Origin of the sequence: Corallococcus sp. AB018 (genome assembly GCF_003986945.1) — a bacterium.
GTDB lineage: Bacteria > Myxococcota > Myxococcia > Myxococcales > Myxococcaceae > Corallococcus > Corallococcus exiguus.
In genome coordinates, this window is record NZ_RAWR01000153.1 from 1 (window position 1) to 18,769 (window position 18,769).

At 68.4% G+C, this 18,769-nt stretch carries 20 protein-coding genes; 2 read left to right on the forward strand and 18 right to left on the reverse strand.

Annotated elements, in window-relative coordinates; translation table 11 throughout:
* From D7Y11_RS28195 to D7Y11_RS28220, 6 genes are all read right to left on the reverse strand, one after another.
* The coding region (locus tag D7Y11_RS28195; protein WP_148139233.1) for an ArsA family ATPase at positions 1 to 1,077 on the reverse strand (1,077 nt) is incomplete at its 3' end.
* Between the two features lie 337 nt (positions 1,078 to 1,414).
* Positions 1,415 to 2,854 carry a sigma-54 dependent transcriptional regulator gene (locus tag D7Y11_RS28200; RefSeq protein ID WP_126935251.1) on the reverse strand — a complete coding sequence of 480 codons (1,440 nt, stop codon included), beginning with the start codon at positions 2,852 to 2,854 and terminating at the stop codon, positions 1,415 to 1,417.
* 72 nt (positions 2,855 to 2,926) lie between these two features.
* Positions 2,927 to 3,589, reverse strand: a complete 663-nt coding sequence (locus tag D7Y11_RS28205; protein WP_199753810.1) for a HAMP domain-containing histidine kinase — start codon at positions 3,587 to 3,589, stop codon at positions 2,927 to 2,929.
* A gap of 255 nt (positions 3,590 to 3,844) precedes the next feature.
* Positions 3,845 to 4,303 carry a cytidine/deoxycytidylate deaminase family protein gene (locus tag D7Y11_RS28210; protein WP_120563017.1) on the reverse strand — a complete coding sequence of 153 codons (459 nt, stop codon included), beginning with the start codon at positions 4,301 to 4,303 and terminating at the stop codon, positions 3,845 to 3,847.
* 83 nt (positions 4,304 to 4,386) lie between these two features.
* On the reverse strand, positions 4,387 to 5,277 hold the full coding sequence (locus tag D7Y11_RS28215) for a serine protease (protein WP_126935253.1): 891 nt from the start codon (positions 5,275 to 5,277) through the stop codon (positions 4,387 to 4,389).
* Positions 5,278 to 5,426: 149 nt separating this feature from the next.
* Complete coding sequence (locus D7Y11_RS28220) at positions 5,427 to 7,682, reverse strand: PrkA family serine protein kinase (RefSeq protein WP_120577684.1); 2,256 nt, start codon at positions 7,680 to 7,682, stop codon at positions 5,427 to 5,429.
* A 341-nt stretch (positions 7,683 to 8,023) separates the two neighbouring features.
* Between D7Y11_RS28220 and D7Y11_RS28225 the strand changes: the two genes are divergently transcribed.
* Positions 8,024 to 9,544 (forward strand): Hsp70 family protein, encoded by a 1,521-nt coding sequence (locus D7Y11_RS28225; protein ID WP_120577683.1) that lies wholly within the window; start codon positions 8,024 to 8,026, stop codon positions 9,542 to 9,544.
* A gap of 87 nt (positions 9,545 to 9,631) precedes the next feature.
* On the opposite strand, the gene clpX is transcribed toward D7Y11_RS28225, so the two are convergent.
* From clpX to D7Y11_RS28240, 3 genes are all read right to left on the reverse strand, one after another.
* Positions 9,632 to 10,909 (reverse strand): ATP-dependent Clp protease ATP-binding subunit ClpX, encoded by a 1,278-nt coding sequence (gene clpX, locus D7Y11_RS28230; RefSeq protein WP_120577682.1) that lies wholly within the window; start codon positions 10,907 to 10,909, stop codon positions 9,632 to 9,634.
* Between the two features lie 222 nt (positions 10,910 to 11,131).
* Positions 11,132 to 11,785, reverse strand: a complete 654-nt coding sequence (locus tag D7Y11_RS28235; protein ID WP_169826248.1) for a hypothetical protein — start codon at positions 11,783 to 11,785, stop codon at positions 11,132 to 11,134.
* A 27-nt stretch (positions 11,786 to 11,812) separates the two neighbouring features.
* Entirely contained in the window at positions 11,813 to 12,730 is a 918-nt protein-coding gene (locus tag D7Y11_RS28240; RefSeq protein ID WP_121752681.1) for an AgmX/PglI C-terminal domain-containing protein, read from the reverse strand.
* Between the two features lie 43 nt (positions 12,731 to 12,773).
* Between D7Y11_RS28240 and D7Y11_RS28245 the strand changes: the two genes are divergently transcribed.
* Complete coding sequence (locus D7Y11_RS28245; RefSeq protein ID WP_126935254.1) at positions 12,774 to 13,634, forward strand: tRNA pseudouridine(38-40) synthase TruA; 861 nt, start codon at positions 12,774 to 12,776, stop codon at positions 13,632 to 13,634.
* Positions 13,635 to 13,643: 9 nt separating this feature from the next.
* Here the strand turns inward: D7Y11_RS28245 and D7Y11_RS28250 are convergent, their stop codons facing one another.
* From D7Y11_RS28250 to D7Y11_RS28290, 9 genes are all read right to left on the reverse strand, one after another.
* Complete coding sequence (locus D7Y11_RS28250; RefSeq protein ID WP_014396701.1) at positions 13,644 to 13,808, reverse strand: ribbon-helix-helix domain-containing protein; 165 nt, start codon at positions 13,806 to 13,808, stop codon at positions 13,644 to 13,646.
* A 63-nt stretch (positions 13,809 to 13,871) separates the two neighbouring features.
* Entirely contained in the window at positions 13,872 to 14,411 is a 540-nt protein-coding gene (locus D7Y11_RS28255) for a hypothetical protein (RefSeq protein ID WP_233604912.1), read from the reverse strand.
* A complete protein-coding gene (gene larE, locus D7Y11_RS28260; protein WP_121752682.1) occupies positions 14,408 to 15,310 on the reverse strand; it encodes an ATP-dependent sacrificial sulfur transferase LarE in 903 nt (300 codons plus the stop codon). Before larE ends, D7Y11_RS28255 begins: the two co-directional genes overlap by 4 nt.
* 89 nt (positions 15,311 to 15,399) lie before the next feature.
* Complete coding sequence (cysC, locus tag D7Y11_RS28265) at positions 15,400 to 16,170, reverse strand: adenylyl-sulfate kinase (RefSeq protein WP_126935255.1); 771 nt, start codon at positions 16,168 to 16,170, stop codon at positions 15,400 to 15,402.
* Between the two features lie 157 nt (positions 16,171 to 16,327).
* Positions 16,328 to 16,816: a Mov34/MPN/PAD-1 family protein gene (locus tag D7Y11_RS28270; protein WP_126935256.1), complete on the reverse strand. Its 489-nt coding sequence runs from the start codon at positions 16,814 to 16,816 to the stop codon at positions 16,328 to 16,330.
* Entirely contained in the window at positions 16,780 to 17,412 is a 633-nt protein-coding gene (locus tag D7Y11_RS28275; protein ID WP_121778643.1) for a ThiF family adenylyltransferase, read from the reverse strand. Before D7Y11_RS28275 ends, D7Y11_RS28270 begins: the two co-directional genes overlap by 37 nt.
* Before the next feature lie 10 nt (positions 17,413 to 17,422).
* Positions 17,423 to 17,695 carry a ubiquitin-like small modifier protein 1 gene (locus tag D7Y11_RS28280; protein WP_126935257.1) on the reverse strand — a complete coding sequence of 91 codons (273 nt, stop codon included), beginning with the start codon at positions 17,693 to 17,695 and terminating at the stop codon, positions 17,423 to 17,425.
* 4 nt (positions 17,696 to 17,699) lie between these two features.
* On the reverse strand, positions 17,700 to 17,939 hold the full coding sequence (locus tag D7Y11_RS28285; RefSeq protein WP_121778645.1) for a sulfurtransferase TusA family protein: 240 nt from the start codon (positions 17,937 to 17,939) through the stop codon (positions 17,700 to 17,702).
* On the reverse strand, positions 17,927 to 18,703 hold the full coding sequence (locus tag D7Y11_RS28290) for a HesA/MoeB/ThiF family protein (RefSeq protein WP_126935258.1): 777 nt from the start codon (positions 18,701 to 18,703) through the stop codon (positions 17,927 to 17,929). The genes D7Y11_RS28285 and D7Y11_RS28290 overlap by 13 nt, the downstream gene beginning before the upstream one ends.
* Positions 18,704 to 18,769 lie beyond the last annotated feature (66 nt).

Sequence of the window (18,769 nt, forward strand, 5' to 3'; positions counted from 1 at the left end):
ACCCTGCCCCACGAAGAAGATGAGCCGCGTGGGCGGCAGCGGAGGCGCCGCGATGGGAGGCATGGACGGGGCGCGCACCAGCGCCGGAGGCCCTTCCGCCGCGCTGAACTCCAGCGCCTTGGTCTCCTTGCCCGCCGCCCACTCCTTGGCGAATTCCTTCAGCCCGTCCAGCCCCCGGGGCGCCACCTCGCGGCGGCCCAGCAGGTTCACGGGTACGGTCTTGTCCAGCGCCTGGTACTTGCGCACGTGGGGGGCCTGCAGACCCCGGCGGCCCTGACACGCCGGACAGCCCTCGTGGTCCTCCACCTGATTGACCACCACCTCCGTCACCGGCAGACCGCGCTCGCGCAGCTGGGTGAAGTACATGCGCGTCTGCGCTTCCGGCACCGGCTCCGCCAGGGCCACCAGGTGGAAGGCCGTGCGCGCGGGGTCCTTCAGCAGCGCCAGCAGCTTCTCCGCCTTCTGGCCCACCTGATCCAGGAAGCCGGCGGGGGTCGCCTCCGCCGCGGCGGCGGCCGCCTTCTTGCCCTTGCCGCTGGGGGCCGGGGCGGCGCGGTCCTGGCCCGCCTTCACGAAGCCCAGGAACTTGCGCAGCTGCGCCGGCATGTCGAACAGGCGCAGCGTGTGGCTGGTGGGCGCCGTGTCCACCACGATGCGGTCGTAGTCGCCTGACTCCAGCAGCTCCACCACGTGGAAGAGGGCCACCAGCTCCTCCAGCCCAGGCACCGCCTGCTGGTAGAGCTTGCCCATCTCCTCGTCCGACAGGTGCGTGCCCTTCACCGCCGCCTTCGCCAGCGCCGGCAGGTACTCCGCCAGGAACGGCTTGAGCAGCGCGGGCGGGTTCAGCTCCGCGCCGAAGAGGCCGCCTTCGCCCTTGCCCGCCTGGAGCTTGGTGGGCTTCGCCGGCAGCTTCTTCTTCACGAGGTCCGACAGGGACTGGACCGGATCCAACGAGACGACCAGCACCCGGTGCTTGGGCACTTCTTCGGAGAGCCTCACCGCGTACGCTGCCGCAAGCGTGGTCTTGCCGACCCCGCCCTTGCCGCCGAAGAAGTGAAGTACTCTCGCGTCGCTCATTGCGTTGTGGCCTTCCTTGTGCCCCCCCGGCGGCACCCCAGATGACTCACGTCGGACGACCGCACCATGGGGGGCGGACGTGGCCCGAAATGAAACGTCCCGGCCGGGCCCTCACCAACGGGTGGGAGAGGCCCGGATGATCCCCCGTCCAGGGGGGAAAAGTCAAGAATTGACAGGGGTTTTCGAGACCTCCCCCGCCCGCTTAAGCCGGCTTGGGGAGGCCCCGTGCGCGCTCTCCAGGAGCCCTGCCAAGGGCCCGGAATCCGGGCCTTCTTGCCTACCCATCAGGTCAGCGGTGGGCGGCCGCAGGTCGCCGAGCCGGGGGACGGGGCACGGATCAGCGGGTCAGGAAGCTGCTGGCGCTCATGGGGCCGTCGTTGCCCTGTCCACCCAGGGGGCTGCCGCCACCCGGGGTGCCCTGGGCACGGTTCTCCGCCGCGTAGCGGTTGAGCTTGTTGTAGAGCGTCTTCTCGCTCACCCCCAGCACCTCCGCCGTGCGGGCCTTGTTGTTCCCGTTCCGCTGGAGGCTGCCCAGGATGTACTCGCGCTCCACGGCGTCCAGGCTCAGGCCGAACGGCAGCTTGAACGTGTGGCGCTCCGGGCTCTTGCCGGCCATGTCGGGCGGCAGGTGCTCGCGGGTGATCAGCTCCCCGTCGCAGAGGATGACGGCGCGCTCCACGGCGTTGCGCAGCTCGCGGATGTTGCCCGGCCAGTCGTAGTTCTTGAGCACCTCCATCGCTTCCGGGTGCACGCCGGAGACGCGCTTGGCGGAGTCCCCGCGGAACTTGTCCACGAAGTGCTGGACCAGGATGGGCACGTCGTCCCGGCGCTCGCGCAGGGGCGGCAGGTGCAGCTGGAACACGTTGAGGCGGAAGTAGAGGTCCTCGCGGAAGCGCTGGTTCTTGATCTCCTGCTTCAGGTCGCGGTTCGTGGCGGACAGCACGCGCACGTCCACTTCGATCTCCACCTTGCCACCCAGGCGGCGCAGGCGGCCCTCTTCCAGCACGCGCAGCAGCTTGGCCTGCAGGTCGATGGGGATTTCACCCAACTCGTCCAGGAAGAGCGTGCCGCCGTGGGCCATCTCGAAGACGCCCGGGCGGCGCTGATCCGCGCCGGTGAAGGCGCCGCGCTCGTGGCCGAAGAGCTCGGACTCAATCAGCGTCGCGGGGATGGACGCGCAGTTGATGGCGATGAAGGGCTTGTCACGGCGCAGGGACAGGTTGTGCACCGTGCGGGCGACCACTTCCTTGCCCGTGCCGGACTCGCCGCTGATGGAGACGCTGGCCTTGGAGGGGGCCACCTTCTCCATCATCTCGATGACCTTGCGCATCCCGGTGGAGCCGGCGATGAGGTCCGTGGAGCCCAGCTGCTTGAGGCGGCGCCGGAGCGTCTGCACCTCGCGCAGGGTCTCCTTCTTCTCCAGCGCGCGGTCGATGCAGACCTTGAGCCGCGCGGTGTCCAGCGGCTTCACGATGAAGTCGTAGGCGCCCTCGCGGATGGACTCCACGGCGGTGTCGATGGTGCCGCGGCCGGTGAGGAACACGACCGGGCAGTCCGGCAGCTCCTCGCGCAGGTTGCGCAAGAGCCACAGGCCATCCGTCTCCGGCATGGCGAGGTCCGACAGGACGACGTCGGGCCGGAACTCACCGGCCTTGCGGAGGGCGTCATGCCCGTCGAACGCGGTCTCGACCTTGTGACCCCAGGCGGACAGCATCTCCGCCAGGGCCTCGCAGGTCTCACGTTCGTCATCCACGGCCAGGATTCGTGCGCTGCCCAAGGTGAAAACCTCCACTGCGATGAAGCGTGATGAAACCGGATGGAAGACCGACCGCGCCCGAAGAGGGGAACCTCAGCCGCGCGGGAACACGAGGCGGCACGTTCCCGCCTCCACGAAGAACTCGATGCCCAGCTGGGCCGCGCGGAGCGTCAGCGCGGCCACGGTGTCCGACGCTCGCTCGGGCGCCGAGGAGCCGTCCGCGACCTCCAGCACCGCGTTCGGCCCTTCCGCGCGGACCGAGACGACCACCGTGGAGCCGGACTCCGCGCGATGGAAGGCGCGCATCAGCACCTGCACCAGGAAGAAGCCCAGCTCGGTGGTGTCCTCCAGGTGGGCCTGCACGTCCGGCTCGATGTCGCGCTGGACCTGGAGGCGGCGCCGGCGGCTTTCATGGCCCAGCACGTCCAGGGCCTTGCCGGTGGCGTCCGACAGCGGCGCGTCCCCAGAGGGGCCCGCTCCGCGAAACACGATGAAGTCCGAGAAGAGCTTGAGCAGGCCGTCCACGCGGGCGATCTGCTCGCGCATCGCCTTGAGGTTCTTCTCCTGGGTGGCCGGCACCTGGCCGGACTCGCCCTTGAGCTTCTCGGAGAGCACCTCGAGATGGATGGCGAGCGCGTTGAGCGGGTTGCGCACGTCGTGCAGCAAGCTGTCCATCAAGGGCGGAACCGCGTCGTAGCGGGCCGCGCCCACCACCGGGTCCGACACTTCCTGGACAGAAGGCACACTGATAGCCATGAGAGATGAGTTAACCACCTGGAACTCCTAGGAATTTCCGTCGCCCCACCCCCGCCGCCGCCCTACCGAGCCAGGATTTAGGGAGCACCCCAGGGATCGTCAACCCTGGGTCGGTAATTCTTGCCGGAGTTCTAAAATTCCCGTGTCGGAACAGCCACTTACGACCTCTCGCAAGTGTCATTCAACGAACGGGAACCCCATCCCGGGCGATCAGCGTGTCCAGGGGTTGTCCACCCCCGGACAGCGCGTCCGCCCTCAGGTGCCGGTGGCGGGCGAAGGCGGCTGGGCAGCGGCGCCCACGCCCACGAGCTGGAGGCCCAGCCGGGCGGCGTACTCGAAGATGCGCGGGTCCCGGTAGAACTCGCCAAAGACGATGCGGGTGCAGCCGCTGTTGGCGATCAGCTTGAAGCACGGCCAGCACGGGCTGGCGGTCGTGTAGATGGTCGCCCCGTCGATTCCGACGCCGTTCTTGGCGGCCTGGATGATGGCGTTGGCCTCCGCGTGGACGGTGGCCACGCAGTGGCCGTTCTCCATCATGTGGCCGACTTCATCGCAGTGGGGCAGGCCGCGGATGGCGCCGTTGTAGCCGGTGGACAGGATGGTCTTGTCCCTCACCAGCACCGCGCCCACGTGCTTGCGGTCGCAGGTGGCGCGCGTGGCCACCTGCTGGGCGATGTCCATGAAGTACTGATCCCAATTGCCCCGAGCGGACATGCGCGTGAACCCTCCAGCGAAAGAGCCCGCAGCTCTAACGCTGGATCAGGCCCGCACCAATTTCTCGGTCCGGGGCTGTTGGATCAGCGACTCGCCGTCTTCTGAGGCCCCGCACCCTCCGCGTCCGCGGAGCGCTCCAAGAGCCGGCCGAAGCCCTTCGCCTGGAGGAAGCCGCGCACCTTGGCGCTGGGCGCGGCGAACGTCTCGCCGGGCATGGGCACGTCGAAGCTGAAGTTCTGGGAGGCGACCTCGAAGTCCACCTTCGCGGTGCGGTAGCCCTCCACGATGGCCAACAGCCGCCCCGTCTCGATGCTGAAGATGCCACCGCCGGAGGCCCCATAGCCGATGGGCGCGTCCGTCTTCAGCATGCGCGGGTGCTTCGTCTCCTTGTCCCACTCCACCTGGGACACCATGCCGCCGGAGATGGACAGCGCGCGGCCGTACGGGGACGCCGCCACCACCACGTCCTCGCCCGGCTCCGGTTCGTCGTCCGCGGCCAGCTCCGCCACGGGCCACGTCACGCCCGTCACGCGCAGCAGCGCCAGGTCCACGTCCGGCACCTGGCCCGTGGCCACCACCTCCGCCAGGTACTCGTGCGTCTCCGCGCGCCGGTCCAACACGACCTTGAGCACGGGGTCCTTCAGGTCGCCCTGCTCCACCGCGTGCGCGTTGGTGAGGACATAGCTGACGGGCCCGGCCTCACCGGCCTCCGTGCCAATGACGACGCCCGACGCCGAGCGGCGCACCTTGCCGTCCTCCGTCGTCACCAGCCGCACGTTGAGCGGGAGGATGCGCCGCACCATCGCCTTGCGCGTCGGTTGCGGCGTGGGCTCGGGCCGGGACAGCGCCCGCTCCACCCGGAGCGGAGCCTGCGTGTGCGTCGCGACCGGAGTGTCCTCGGAGGATTGCGACGGGGCACTGGCGCACGACACGAGGGCCCACAGGAGGGGGGTGCCCAACAGCAACCGGTTCATCAACACTCCAGGCGCAAGGATGAGGAGGGACGAAAAGACGACGACACACGCGCAACTCGGTGCGAAGCCGCATCATCCCGAGCCCTGGCCCGGATTGGGAAGCAGACGAGCAGGCATCGGCTTCCTGGATGCCTGCCCTCCGCCACCCGTCAGGTGTAGCGCTGACGCATCAGGAACAAGATGGCGTCCTTCGCGCAGAACTCGCAGTAGCCGTAGCGCTCCGCCATCGTCTTGAGCGTGTCCTGCACCTGCGTCTGCTCGCGCGAGGAGAGCTGGTTGCGGTCCTCGGAGAGGTACTTGAGGACGTTCTCCTTGTTCTTGCGCAGCACGCGCTTGCGCTCCTCGAAGTAGTGGTCGCGCAGGCGCTTGAACATGTCCGGGAAGATGCGCGGGTAGTCCATGGCGCCGTCCGGGTTGTCCAGCCGGTGCGCGCCAATGCTTGCAATCAGCCCGCGGCGGAAGTCCGCGGGGGCCTCGCCCTGCGGCATCACGATGGCCTCCACCTCCGCCATGCGCGCCTCGTCCGGCTTCTCCGATTCGCCCGTCACGCGGTTGCGCATCTTCTCCCCGCGCACCCAGTGGCTGACGCTCTGGATGTAGCGCTCCACCAGCTCGCGGTACTGGCCTTCCGACACCAGGCCCATGGAGTCGCGCACCTCCGAGTCCACGCGGTCCAGGTACGTGCCCTCCACCACGCGCACGAAGGTTTCGTGGTCGTGGTAGCCGTCCATCACCTCCTGGAGGAGGAACTCGTAGACGCTCTTGTCCTTGCAGAGCGCGTGCAACTCCTCCAGCACCGCCAGCGCGTGGAGGCACTTGAAGTCGGGGTTCTGCGCGGCGTTGAAGAGGGCCGTCTTGATTTCGCGCGCGCTCGCGCCGGAGCGCCCCTCGTAGTTGGGGTACGCGTCGGACTCCTCGTACATCTCCTCGCGCAGCTTGAGCAGCTCCTTGGTGTTCGCGGAGGACAGCCGCGCGGGCACTCCCGCCTCCTGGTACAGGTGAAGCTTCTCCACCGGGGCCACCTGCTCCACCAGCGGCTTCACGTTGGCTGGGTAGCGGTCCGGGATGGGCTTCTTCAGGCGCGTGAGCACCGCCCACATCGCGGCCACCTCCGTGGCGTGCGGCGCCACGTGCTTGCCCACGGACGTCGCGGTGATCTGCGCGTCGTAGATCTCCTGCTCGACCTTGTAGCGGCGCAGGTACGGCACGCGCACCAGCTCGATGCGGCCCTTGAACGACGCGAAGTCCGGCAGCTCCTTGAACGCGTTCAGGTGCTTCTCGTTGGAGGACGCGATGAGCACCTCGTCCAGCTGGAGCACGAAGGGCTCCAGCGGCACCTCGCCCGTCTCACTGAAGCCCAGCAGGTACTTGAAGGCCTCCAGCGGGCGCTTGAGCAGGTCCGCGTACTCGATGAGGCCGCGGTTGGCGTGCACCAGCGGACCGTGCGGCTCGAAGAGCACCGTGCTGTGCAGCGCGGCCGGCATGTTGAGCTGGGTGCGGTCCGCGGAGATCTGCTGCGCGGCGGCGTCCACGCTCATCTGCGGCTCCACCGTCACCGTGCCCACCTGGTAGCGGCGTGACACGTAGAAGCGCTCCACCTGCACGTGGCGCAGGACCTTGAGGTAATCGCCACCGTAGGAGTTGAGCAGCGCGGTGTAGATGCGGCGGCACTTGGCGCACAGCTCGCCGTCGCGCACGTAGTCGGACAGGATGAAATCCCCCGTCGACCCGTCACCGTTGCCCAGCCCCTTCTTCTTGAGCGCACCCTCCAGCAGCGCCTTGCGCTCCGTGGGGGGCACCGCGAACAGCGGGTGGTCGCGCAGCTCACAGGGCATGCGCAGGTCCAGGGCCTCCGCGTCCAGGTGGGCGTACGTGGTGAGCTCACCCTCGGCGGTCTTCGCGCCCGCGCGCTCGCCGAAGCCGATGGAGCCCTTGATCAGCTTCTCTGACGGGAAGACCCACGCGATGCGGTAGAGGGCCCCTTGAGGCTGACGGGAGTAGTCCTCCATGCCCTGCTTCAGCGCGTTGACCAGGCTGGACTTCGCGCTGCCGTTGGGGCCGTGCAGCATGATGAGCTTGTTGATGCGACCGGCGCGCACGAAGTTGCCCAGGATGCGGTAGAGGGCGTTCTGCACCTCCTCCTGCCCGGCGACGCGGCCGTCATGTTCAGCGGACGGGACGTCGAAGACCTTGAAGCGCCGGATGGTGCCGGTGGGGTGCGGCACCATTTCCGTGCCGTAGTGGTCCATCACGTCCCGCAGGTACTGCGCCGCGTTGCGCGACTGGCCCTTCGGGTCCGTGAAGAAGAGCGACAGGTACTCCTCGAAGGACAGGATGGACCGGTTCTTGACGAAGTCGGCGCTGACCTGTGCGCCCACCTCCTGCAGATAGCCCTTCGCTTCCACGGCGGCTCCCCTCTGTGGATGGGTGGTCTCTCGGATGTAGCCACGGCGCTTCGCCGTCGCATGTGAACCCCTGGGGCTGACCTTCGTTCCCGGCCCTAGGGATGTAAAGCGACCCGCCCTGCCCTCGCGGGCGGTGTGTTCGGGGTCGCGCGCTTGGATGCCGGCCGTGTCCCACCCGGCCAGGCGGGCGGCCAGGGGTGGAAGGTCCAGGCGCGCTGGAAGTTTGAGGACGTCCGTCGGATGACGGATGGTTCGCGATTCGCGGACCCGGGACGGGTGAGATACGGTCCCGGCAAGCCACACCCCATCCGCCGCAACGCCTCACCCGGAGCCCACACGCGATGCACAAGGAGCCCATCATCGGCATCGACCTCGGCACGACGAACTCGTGCGCGGCGATCGTCGAGGACAGCGGGAACGTCAAGCTCATCCCCTACAAGGGCGGCGAGTACACCATCCCCTCCATCTTCGCCATCGACGACAAGGGCAACGAGCTCATCGGCTTCGAGGCGAAGCGCCAGTGGCAGCTCAACCCGCGCAACACCGTCTACGGCTCCAAGCGCCTGGTGGGGGTCAACTTCAGCAGCGACGTCGTCGGCACGATGAAGAAGGCCGTCGCGTACAACATGCGCGCCGGCGCCAAGAACGACGTCACCCTGGACGTCGGCAAGAAGGAATTCACCCTCCAGGAGATCAGCGCCAAGATCCTGGGGAAGATCCGCGACGTCGCCGCCAACTACCTGAAGACGCCCATCAAGCGCGCGGTGGTGACGGTGCCCGCGTACTTCAACGACCGGCAGCGCCAGTCCGTGAAGGACGCCGGCAAGCTGATCGACCTGGAGGTGGTGCGCATCATCAACGAGCCCACCGCGGCGGCGCTCGCCTACGGCGTGGGCAAGACGTTGAAGGAGAAGGTCGTCATCTACGACCTGGGCGGCGGCACCTTCGACGTCTCCATCATCGAAATCCGCGACCGCGTCTTCGAGGTGAAGGCCACCGGCGGCGACGTGTTCCTGGGCGGCATCGACTTCGACAACGCCATCATCCACCACGTCCTCAAGGACTTCGCGGCCAAGACGGGCATCGACCTGGCCACGGACCCGGTGGCCATGCAGCGCATCAAGGACCTGGCCGAGCGCACGAAGATTGATTTGTCCGCGCGCGAGGAAGTGCCCTTCAACATCCCCTTCATCACGATGACGGCGCAGGGCCAGCCGCTGAACATCGAGATGAAGTTCACGCGCAAGATGCTGGAGCAGCTGACGAACCAGCTGGTGGACCGCACCCTGCAAATGGTGGCGCGCGTGCTGGTGGACTCGGGTCTGTCCACCAAGGACATCGACGAAGTGATGCTGGTGGGCGGCCAGACGCGCATGCCCGTCGTGCAGGACCGGCTCACCAAGTTCTTCGGCAAGCCGCCCAGCAAGGGCGTGCACCCGGACGAGGCGGTGGCCATTGGCGCGGCGCTCTACGCGCACTCGCTCGAGGACAACACCAACCTGCGCATCCAGCTGTTGGACGTGATTCCCATGGCTATTGGCCTGGAGCGCGGCGACGGCGGCTTCCACGTCGTCTTCCCGCGCAACGCGTCCATCCCCAACGCGAAGCAGTTGCTGGCCACGACGAGCATCGACAACCAGACCGAGCTCGCCATGCGCATCTACCAGGGCGACCACGACACGGTGGCGCGCAACGACCTGCTGGGCGAGTTCACCTTCTCCGGGATCATGCCCGCCAAGGCCGGCACGGTGAACGTGGAGATCATCTTCGACGTGAGCGTGGAGGGCATCCTCACCATGCGCGCGAAGGACCCCGCCACCGGCCGCGAGATGAAGACCACGGTGCGCGTCACGCAGAACTGAAGCACCTGGCGCCAGAAACACCACGGCGCCCCTGCCTGCTGGAGGCGAGGGGCGCCGGATGGAACCACCGACCGTCTGGGGGAAACCTCAGGCGGTCTTCTTTTCCTTCTCCATGACGATCTGCGGAGGCTCGTGCTTGGTGATCACCTGTTCGGTGATCTTGCACTCCTTGACGCCCTCGCGGAACGGCACGTCGTACATGATCTCCAGCATGGCGTCCTCCATGATGGCGCGCAGGCCGCGCGCTCCGGAGTGACGGCGCATCGCCTCGCGAGCGATGGCGCGCAGCGCTTCCTTGGTGAAGGTGAGCTTCACCTTCTCGATCTCGAACATCTTCTGGTACTGCTTCACCAGGGCGTTCTTCGGGATCGTGAGGATGGTGACGAGGTCATCCTCCTTCAGGTCGTTGAGCGTCGCGATCATCGGCAGACGGCCGATGAACTCCGGAATCATTCCGAACTTCATCAGGTCTTCCGGCTCGGTCATCGCCAGCAGCTCACCCACGCTGCGCTCTTCCTTGTGGGTGATCTTCGCGCCGAATCCCAGGCCCTTCTCACCCACGCGGCGCTTGATGACGCCGTCGATGCCGTGGAAGGCACCGCCGCAGATGAAGAGGATGTTGGTCGTGTCGACCTGGACGTACTCCTGCTGGTTGTACTTCTTGCCGCCGCGCGGGGTGACGTTGGCGCGGGTGCCTTCGATGATCTTCAGCAGGGCCTGCTGCACGCCCTCGCCGCCCACGTCGCGGGTGGCGCTGGGCATGTCGCCCTTGCGGGCAATCTTGTCGATCTCGTCGATGTAGACGATGCCGCGCGCGGCCTTCTCCACGTCATAGTCGGCGTTGTGGAGGAGGTTCTGGATGATGTTCTCGACGTCCTCACCCACGTAGCCGGCCTCGGTGAGGCTGGTGGCATCCGCGATGGTGAAGGGGACGTTGAGGAAGCGCGCCAGGGACTGCGCGAGCAGCGTCTTGCCAGAGCCCGTGGGGCCGATGAGCAGGATGTTGCTCTTCTGCAGCTCCACGTCCTCGCCGCCAGGGGCCTTCACCCCGGGGCGCGGCCGGGCGGTCGGCTTCTTCTGATAGATGCGCTTGTAGTGGTTGTACACCGCGACCGAGAGGACCTTCTTCGCCTGGTCCTGGCCGATGACGTAGTCGTCGAGGAACGCCTTGATCTCCAGCGGCGTGGGCAGGCTGACCTGCGGCTTGCCTTCCTCGCGTTCGTTCTCGTCCGCGATGATGTCGTTACACAGCTTGATGCACTCGTCGCAGATGTAGACCGTGGGTCCGGCAATGAGCTTCCGGACCTCGCGCTGCGACTTTCCGCAGAACGAGCAGGACAGGTTGACGTGGTGCTCCTTCTTCACTGCCGCCTCCGAGTTCGCCGGTCCCGGTTCGGGACCTTCTCCACCGACCACCGCACTCCATCACCCCGCGAAGCCGCCCACGTCTTTCGACGGCTTCAAGCCCACCTACAGGCCCTGAACCCACTATAGGGCCCTCCCCTTCGGGCAGGAAGCCCGGTGGAAGCGCCCTATCCTTCCGAGCGTTCAGCCCAGGTCAACGGGTCGGTCTTGGATAACAGCGACTCAGGCGTCCGTCACGCTCGACGCGAGTTCTTCGACATCGTCCGCCAGGGAGGCCGCCCGCTCGGCGACAGCGTTGGGGACTCGACGGCTTCCCGCCAGCTCGGAGGCGAGCTTTCGCGCCAGCTGCGCCAGTTTCCGTACCTGGAGGCTCTCCGGGGGCGGCTCGGGCGGGGGCCGGGGGAAGCGCTCGGCGAATTCCTTCTTGAGCTCCGTGGGGGACTTCTCCGGGCTCCAGATGCTGTCGCGCAGCGACTTGTATTCCGTGGGGGACAGCTGGCCCCGCTCTTCCGCGTCGGCCAGGACTTCCACCACCTCGAAGGCGGGGGCCTTCTCCGGGAACTCGTGCTGCTGGAGCTCTTCCGGGGCCTCGTGCTTGGCCAGGAAGCTGAACGAGCGCGTGAGCTTGAGCGCCGTCTGCTTCTTGATGTGCAGCTCCTTGAGGCAGTAGGCCTCGAAGGAGGCGTGGCCCCACTCCTCGTACTTCGCTTCGTCCCGGACCTGGACGAGCAGCTTGCCCAGCTCCGCCCAGGTGGACTTGAAGCGCTTGGCGGCGAGCAGGACGGTGTGGCGGAACGTCCCCGGGGGGACGCTCATGGCCTTCTTGGCAATTTCGACTTCGGCGACAGAGGCGGACATGCCTGTTGTATCGGGCACGTCCGGAGGGTGGGCAAGAAAGTCGCCCTACCCCCGCTTGCCGATATTGAACGAAAGCCCCACGGTGGCGCGCTCGCCGTCGTAGGCCTTGAAGGGCCACTTCTTCAGCTCGGCGAAGAGGCACTCGAAGAGTGGGCCCTGCTTGAACTGGGGGTTGTCCACCCACAGCTTGTTCACGCGCCCGTCGTTCCCGATGACGAACTCCATGGGGATCTTCGCGGCCAGACCGGGCGTGCGCTCGGCCTCTTCCTTGAAGCAGCGGAAGAGCTTGGACTGGTTGCCCGCGACGACGCGGTTGATGGCGCCCTGGTCGAACTGCTGGGCCATCTCCAGGCCGTCCGGATCCGTGGAGACGCTGCCCGTGCGGGGCGGCGGCCGGTTGCCGGCGACGGCGGCGCTGGCCACCGCGCCACTTCCCGCGGGCTTGGCGGGGGTGCTGCCCTGCCCCGCGGGGCGATCCGGGCGGCGAGGGTCGTTGGACGGATAGGCGAAGAGGTCTTCGTCATCCCCGCGCGCCTGGGCCAGGCGGATGGTGGGCGGGTCCATGGTGATGCCGTCGCCCTCCTCGGTCGCGCCAAACAGGCCGTACACGGCGGCGTTGCGCGCCAGGTACCAGCCGGTGACGCCCAGCAGGAGCGCCACGCCCGCGGCGACGCCGGCCAGCACCTTCACCCGCTTCTGGTTGCGGGCCTGCTCGACGAGCATCGTCTGGGCGACGCGGCCCTGCGCCTCGAAGCGCGCGATGTGCACCTGGAAGGTGGCGGTGTCCCGGAGGTTGCGGAACTCCCGCTCTCCGGCCGGAGCCACCTGGCTGTCCGGGGTCAGCTCCCCCGTGTAGAGCTTCTCCACCACCTGGGACGCGGTGATGGGCCCCAGCACCAGGTCGCCCTGTCGGAAAAGCCACTGCCCATCACTGTCCATCGCGAGTTCTTGAGCGGCCAGCATTCGCGCGGGAGTATCGTGTTTCTCCCATCGACACCGCAACGCCGTGGCAAGGACCTCTCTCAGACGAATTCCCGCCGTACTGTGGACTTGGTATCGCGGCGGAAACTTCCGCGGCTTCCAGCGCCAGGTGGAAGGTCCCACGGTCCAGGACGCGCTCGAAAACGCCCTGGAGCAGGCAGGCTCACCGGCCACGGTGATGCCGTCCGGGCGCACCGACCGGGGCGTACACGCGCGGATGCAGGTCATCAGCCTGCGCCTCAATGAGGATGTCCCCCTGGATTCGCTGCCCGCGCGGCTGGCGCCGCACCTGTCCCCGGACGTGGGGCTGTGCATCGCGAAGCGGCCGCCGGGCGCCTTTCACGCGCAGTGGAGCGCGAGCGGCAAGGAGTACCGCTACCACCTGACGCTGGGCACCCCGCCCCCGGAAGCATGGCGGCCGTACGCGATGGACGTGGCGGCGGACGAAACCCTCCAGACAGGCCACCGGGTGACTCCGGAGAAGCTGGAGGCGCTGCTCGCCCGCGCCGTGGGCACGCGGGACTTCACCGCGTTCCACGAGCGCTCCAGTCCCCAGAAGCCGCGCACGCTTCAGTCCGCCACCCTGCGGGAGCTGGGCGGTGGGCTCTTCGAGGCGCGGCTGGAAGGAGACGGCTTCGCGCGCTACCAGGTGCGGTACCTGGTGGGCAGCGCGCTGAAGGTGGCCGCGGGGCTCCTGTCCGAGGAGCAGTGGCACGCGGCGCTGGATTCGGGAACCGCCCTGCCCGGCTTCAAGGCCCCGGCGCATGGGCTGGTGTTGTGGGAGGTCCGCTATCCTTCCGCGGTGGACCCTTTCGGGCCCGGCGAGCGCCTCCACCCGCCCGGTCTGCCCGACGCGCCACCCTTCACGGGAGCGCCGCCGGGCTGACGTGGCGCTTCAGTCCACGAAGCGCGCTTCGTACTTCGCCAGCAGATCCGAGATGGCCTCCCGGAGGTACTCGCTCTGACGGATGCGCGTGGTGCGCGACAGCTCCTTCAGGGCGTCCAGCTTTTCGCGGTTGAGACGAAACACGACCGAGGTGAGGCGGGGATTCATGTCCAAGTGCGCAACCTCCGACAGATGCACACACCCTCTCACAATGTCGGACAACCTCAAGAAAACAACCTACGAGGCTGAACCCACCGGGATGATCCACTGCAACCCGGTGAAGAGCTCGGTGTCCGCGCGCAGTCCGGAGCCGAACCCGAACGTGAAGCCGAGCCCGCCGTACAGCGCGAAATGATCCGAGAGGGTGTGTCTGGCGCCGAACCCTATGCGAGGCCCCAGCCACGGCCCAGAAATCGGACGCACGGAAACGCCCAGGTCGAAGAAGGTCCGCCACGACTCGGATCCGAAGACGCTGCGGTAGCCGGTGATCAGCGCCAGATCCTCCCCCGGGCGGCCGGTGCTGCCGCGCGCGAGGAGGAACACCTCGTCCCCTCCGTAGCCCACGGTGATCGCGGCCCCCAGATCCAGGTGCCCGGCGAGTCCGGACACGGCGGAGTCCCCGCTGATCCGTTCGGAGTACGTGGCCCCGGGCCCCACCGTGAGGATCAGCGAGCGCCGGCGCGCGTACGGCCCATCATCCAGGTACTCCACGGCGGCGGCGGGGGTGGCCAGCGCCAGGCCCAGCGCGATCAGGAAACCCGAGGGGAGACCCTTCACCCCACCACCGGGAGCTTGAAGCCCTCGGACTTCCCCTGCCCTGCCCCGGCCGCAGGGGCGATGCCGGCGGCCTCGTTGAGGCGGCCGGAGCGGAAGGGCTCCAGATCCAGGGCCACGAACTTGAAGCCCAGGGACTTGAAGGCGCCGTTGATCCGCTCGCGGATGCCAGCCTCGAAGAAGCGGGGGTACTCCTCGCTGGCCAGCTCGATTCGCGCCACGTCCTGGTGGTAGCGGACGCGGAACTGCTTGAAGTCCAGCGCGCGCAGCTCCGACTCCGCGGCGGCGATCTGCAGGAGCCGGTCGCGCGTCACGGAGGTGCCGTAGGGGATGCGCGACGCCAGGCACGCCATCTGCGGCTTGTCCCAGGTGGGCAGCCCCAGCTTGCGGCTCCACGCGCGGATCTCATCCTTGGTGAGCCCGGCCTGCGCCAGGGGGGACACCACCCGGTGCTCCTTCGCGGCCTTGTGGCCGGGCCGGTGATCCTTGAAGTCGTCCGCGTTGAAGCCGTCCAGCACCACGGACAGCCCCAGCTCCGCGCGCTTCGCCTCGCAGAGGTCGTACAGCTCCGTCTTGCAGAAGTAGCAGCGGTTGGTGGGGTTGGCGGCGTAGCTGGGGTTCGCCAGCTCGTTGCTGGAGACGACGACGTGCCGGGCGCCCAGGCGGCCCGCCAGCTCGCGGGCCTCGCGCTCCTCCTCCGGGGCGACGGAGGCGGACAGCGCGGTGAGCGCCAGGGCGCGCTCGCCCAGCACCTCCGCCGCGATCGCGAGGACGAAGGTGGAGTCCACGCCGCCGGAGAACGCCACCAGCGCGCTGCCGTGGGCGCGCAGGGCTTCGCGCATCGCCTCCAGCTTGGGGCGGGACGCTTCACAGAGGGCTTCAATCCGCTCGGGGCTCAGCATGGGGGACTCCTAAAACGGAAGGGCCCCGGATTGCACGCGCATCGCGCGGGCAACCTGGAGCCCTTCGACAGTCAGGACGGCGGTGGGGACTACCGGGCCTTGCTCTTGGCGGCCTTCTTCTTCGCGGCCGGGGCCGGCTTGCCCACGCGGGCGGCGCGGGTGGCCGGACGCGCCTTGGCGCCCTTGGAACCCTTGTCCGCCTTGGGAGGCTTGGCGGCCTTCACCGCGGCGACACGGACCGGCGGGTCCTCTTCGTCGCGGCGGGCCTTCTTCGGCGGCAGCGGGTTGGCCTTCATCTTCTTGCCGGTGATGGTCTTCAGCTCGTCCGTGGACATCAGGCCCAGGTCCAGCAGCGCCTGGAAGATCTTCGTCCCGCCGTCCTCCACCGACTCCGAGTCGGAGTAGATGGTCACCTCGGGTGAGGTGGGCGGCTCGTACGGCTCCGTGATGCCGATGAAGTTGGGGATCTCCCCGTTGAGCGCCTTCTTGTACTTGCCGGTGGAGTCGCGCTCGATGAGCTTCTCCGTGGGGCAGTCGACGTAGACCTCCACGTACTTGCCCACCGCGCGGCGCACTTCCTCGCGGCTCGACTTGTAGGGGCTCACGCAGGGGACGAGCACCGCCACGCCGTTGCGGGCCATGAGGCCGGCGACGAAGCCCAGGCGGCGCACGATCATGTTGCGCTCGTCCTTGGTGTCGCCGATGCCAGCCCACAGGTCGTTATGGAGTTCGCCCTCGTCGAGGACCTCCACGTTACGTCCGACCTGGCGGAGCCGGGCCGCGATGTAGGCGGCCGTCGTGGTCTTCCCAGTTCCGGACATGCCGGTGAGCCAGAGGGTGAATCCGTTGTTGGTGGCCATAAGGGTTCTAACTCCCTGCGTCCGGAGCGCTTCTTGCACGCGGCGTGGGACGCGGCAGATCCAATAGACCACCGCTTTATAGACGAAAACCCAGTCACTTGACAATTCGGACCCACCTTTCCGCAGGTGGGGTCGGTTGCAGGGCAAGTTCCCGCCCTTACACGGTTTTTTCAAACCTGAAATCCGCCAATGCAAGCGGAACAGTCTGAAAATCGCCCGCGCTCCAAATAGACCGGGAGGCGGAGGCGGCACGGCCTCCGCGTATGGCAACCACGACGTAGGACACCTGGGGCAGCAGTGGGATTCCCGAGGGAGCGGCCTGGCGTCGGTCCTCGGAGGAGAACACGGCGGGCGCGTCCACGTGCGAGTGGAAGACGCAGACCACCTCCTCTTGTCGCGCGTCCGCGTCCAGACACACCTGGAGCCACACCTCTGGGGCGAAGGCGTAGGCGACGTGCGGCGTGGGGGAGGCGTTGGTTAGGGGGACGACCCGCCAGGAGTCACCCTCCCCCGCCCCACTCCTGAGGATCACGCCGCAGCCTTCCTGGGGCCACGCGGCCTCCAGGTGGCGGATCATCCGGGTGAGCACTTCTGGTGGCGCGTGCTGGATCAGGGCTTCGCTTCCGCCGCGGCGCAGCGCGAGCACCGGCGGAGTTCCAGGTCCGTCATCGAGCCCGGAGCGCTCAGCCACCGGCCGCCCAGCGACGGGCCCAGTCCCAACCGCAGCCGCTGGAAGACGAGCGCGCCCAGGGCGCCCAGGGCCACGCCCATGGCTCCATCCGGTGGCGTGCCCAGGTGGCGCACCGTTTCACCGAAGCACCAGACGCACCCGTCCGCGCCCCGGAACACCACCGCGCCACGCGCGCCGTCGCCCCCCAGCGCGACCCAGGGAGCCTCTCCGCTCCAGGCCGCCGGCAGTTCCGCGAGCAGCCCGCCGCCGGGCGTGCCCACCGCGTCCGGATTCACCTCCGGAACCACGCGCGCCAGCACCTCCGCCACGGGCTGGCCCACGTCGTGAGCGGACGCGAGGAACCCCGGCGACCAGGGCCCCATGGTCAGCGATCCCACGCCCGTCACGGGAGTACCGCCGCCCGCCAGGTACGCCGTGGCCGTGAGGCCGGAAGCGCCCAGCCCGTCCACGCGCGCGCCGCCGGCCAGCAGGGCCTCCTGCCCGCGCCCACCTACGTCCCTCAGGAGGATCTGCCGGGAGTAGCGGAGAATCTGATCCTCGCGCAGCGCCATGACGGCCCCTTCAGCCCCCCGCCATCGCGGGGATGAGGGTGATCCGGTCCGCGTCCTTCACGGGCGTGTCCAGGGCCTTGAGCGCGCGCACGTCCTCGTCATTGAGGAAGACGTTCACGTACCGGCGCACGGCGCCCTTGTCGTCGAAGAGGCGCGCGCCCATGCCGGGATAGCGCGCGTCCAGGTCGCGCAGCACGTCGCCCACGGTGGAGCCGGTGGCCTGGACCTCGGACTGGTTGCCCGTCAGCGTCCTCATGGGTGTCGGAATGCGAATCGTGGCCATTGGCTCATTTCCCCCGCTTGCGGATGATCAACCGGTGCGTGCCGTCCCCGCGTGGATCCAGGGACACCACGTCGTGGCCCTCGTCCTTCGCGCTGCGGGGCACGTTCTTCAGGGGCTCGTCGCCCTTGAGCAGCACCTCCAGCAGCGTGTCCGCGGGCAGCGACTCCAGCTTCAGCTTGGTGCGCACGTAGGTCATCGGACACACCTCGCGGGTGATGTCCAACGTCGCCGTCACGTCGGGCATGCGGTGTCCTCCTGGGACGAAGGGAACGGGGGCAGCGTCTGGATGGCGCACCCCGGGCAGCCGGGCGCGCGCGTCACCTTCACGGTGCGTCCCTCCAGCGTCTCGCCGTCGAGCACGTGCAGCGTGGCCTGGCCGCGGGGGCCCGTGGCCGCGCCCGCCAGCAGCTCCAGCGCGAGCAGCGCCTGCACCGCGCCGATGAGCCCCGCCATCGCACCCAGCACACCCGCCTGCGCGCAGGTGGGCACCGCGTCCGGGGGCGGCACGTCCTCATAGAGGCAGCGCAGGCAGGGGCCGCCGGGGTCGATTCGCAGGGCCTGGCCGTTCATGCGCAGCACGCCGCCGTATACGAGCGGCACGCCGGTGAGCACCGCCACGTCCGACAGGAAGAACTTGGTGGCGACGCCGTCGGTGGCGTCCACCACCAGGTCGTGCTCGCGGAAGAGCGCTTCGGCGTTGCCCGCGTCCAGCCGCTCCGGCAGGGCTTCCACGCTCAAGCCGGGGAAGGCGCGCAGGAGGCCGGCGGCGGCGGACTCCGCCTTGAAACGGCCCACGTCCTGGGTGCGGTGCCAGAGCTGCCGGGGCAGGTTCGTCACGTCCACCCGGTCCGGATCCACCAACGTCAGGTGGCCCACACCGCCCTGCGCCAGCGCGAGCGACGCCGGACAGCCCAGGCCGCCCGCTCCCACGACCAGCACCCGCGCGCGCTCGATGCGGGTGGCGTGGGGAATGCGTGCGTGATGGTCGGTATCCGGCGAACCGTGCATGGGACTGGTGCTCCGTGAGGAACGAACGAATATGGTGCGGCGACTCCACGTCCTGACTTCAGGACG

Coding starts and splice junctions, on each gene's coding strand:
- D7Y11_RS28205 (WP_199753810.1), bottom strand. CDS start 3,589: ATGGCTATCAGTGTGCCTTCTGTCCAGGAAGTGTCGGACCCGGTGGTG.
- D7Y11_RS28210 (WP_120563017.1), bottom strand. CDS start 4,303: ATGTCCGCTCGGGGCAATTGGGATCAGTACTTCATGGACATCGCCCAG.
- D7Y11_RS28215 (WP_126935253.1), bottom strand. CDS start 5,277: ATGAACCGGTTGCTGTTGGGCACCCCCCTCCTGTGGGCCCTCGTGTCG.
- D7Y11_RS28225 (WP_120577683.1), top strand. CDS start 8,024: ATGCACAAGGAGCCCATCATCGGCATCGACCTCGGCACGACGAACTCG.
- D7Y11_RS28240 (WP_121752681.1), bottom strand. CDS start 12,730: ATGCTGGCCGCTCAAGAACTCGCGATGGACAGTGATGGGCAGTGGCTT.
- larE (WP_121752682.1), bottom strand. CDS start 15,310: ATGCTGAGCCCCGAGCGGATTGAAGCCCTCTGTGAAGCGTCCCGCCCC.
- cysC (WP_126935255.1), bottom strand. CDS start 16,170: ATGGCCACCAACAACGGATTCACCCTCTGGCTCACCGGCATGTCCGGA.
- D7Y11_RS28275 (WP_121778643.1), bottom strand. CDS start 17,412: ATGGCGCTGCGCGAGGATCAGATTCTCCGCTACTCCCGGCAGATCCTC.
- D7Y11_RS28280 (WP_126935257.1), bottom strand. CDS start 17,695: ATGGCCACGATTCGCATTCCGACACCCATGAGGACGCTGACGGGCAAC.
- D7Y11_RS28285 (WP_121778645.1), bottom strand. CDS start 17,939: ATGCCCGACGTGACGGCGACGTTGGACATCACCCGCGAGGTGTGTCCG.
- D7Y11_RS28290 (WP_126935258.1), bottom strand. CDS start 18,703: ATGCACGGTTCGCCGGATACCGACCATCACGCACGCATTCCCCACGCC.